Genomic DNA, 541 nt, shown 5'->3' on the forward strand with positions numbered 1-541 from the left:
ACAGGGGCATCAGCCCGCCAGTCCCGCCGTTGGGTGCCTGATTCATTGAGGCTCCGAGAAACGCCGCAAAGGTGAACAACGGTCCCGGGATGGCCTGCACGACACCGTAGCCCGCCAGGAATGTATCGTTATCGACCTTGCCTGACAGCACGACTTCGGCCTGCAACAGCGGCAACACCACATGTCCGCCTCCGAACACCAGTGAGCCGGTGCGGTAGAAGGCATCGATCATTGAAAGTATCGGGTTCGGGAACAGGGCTGACAGCAATGGCAGACTCACGAGCAGGGCAATGAACAGCGTCAGCCAGAGCAGACCTGCACGGGGCCTGATGGGCATCGGCAATGGATCATGCGCTTCTCCTTGCGAAGGCTTGAACAGCAGCAGGCCAGTGATCGCTGCAACGAAGATAACCCCCATCTGTCCCCAGGCTGTCGGCACCAGAAGCACCAGGCATGTGGCCACTGTCATGAGGGTGATGCGCGCAACGTCGCTACAGAGGTTGCGCGCCATCCCCCATACAGCTTGCGCGACGACTGCCAC

The 541-nt window shown here is 60.6% G+C and carries 1 protein-coding gene; it reads right to left on the reverse strand.

Going from position 1 to position 541, the window contains the following annotated elements:
* The coding region (locus tag NRB16_RS29160) for a chromate transporter (RefSeq protein WP_257107603.1) at positions 1–541 on the reverse strand (541 nt) is incomplete at both ends.

Source organism: Pseudomonas sp. LJDD11, assembly GCF_024584215.1.
Taxonomy (GTDB): Bacteria; Pseudomonadota; Gammaproteobacteria; order Pseudomonadales; family Pseudomonadaceae; genus Aquipseudomonas.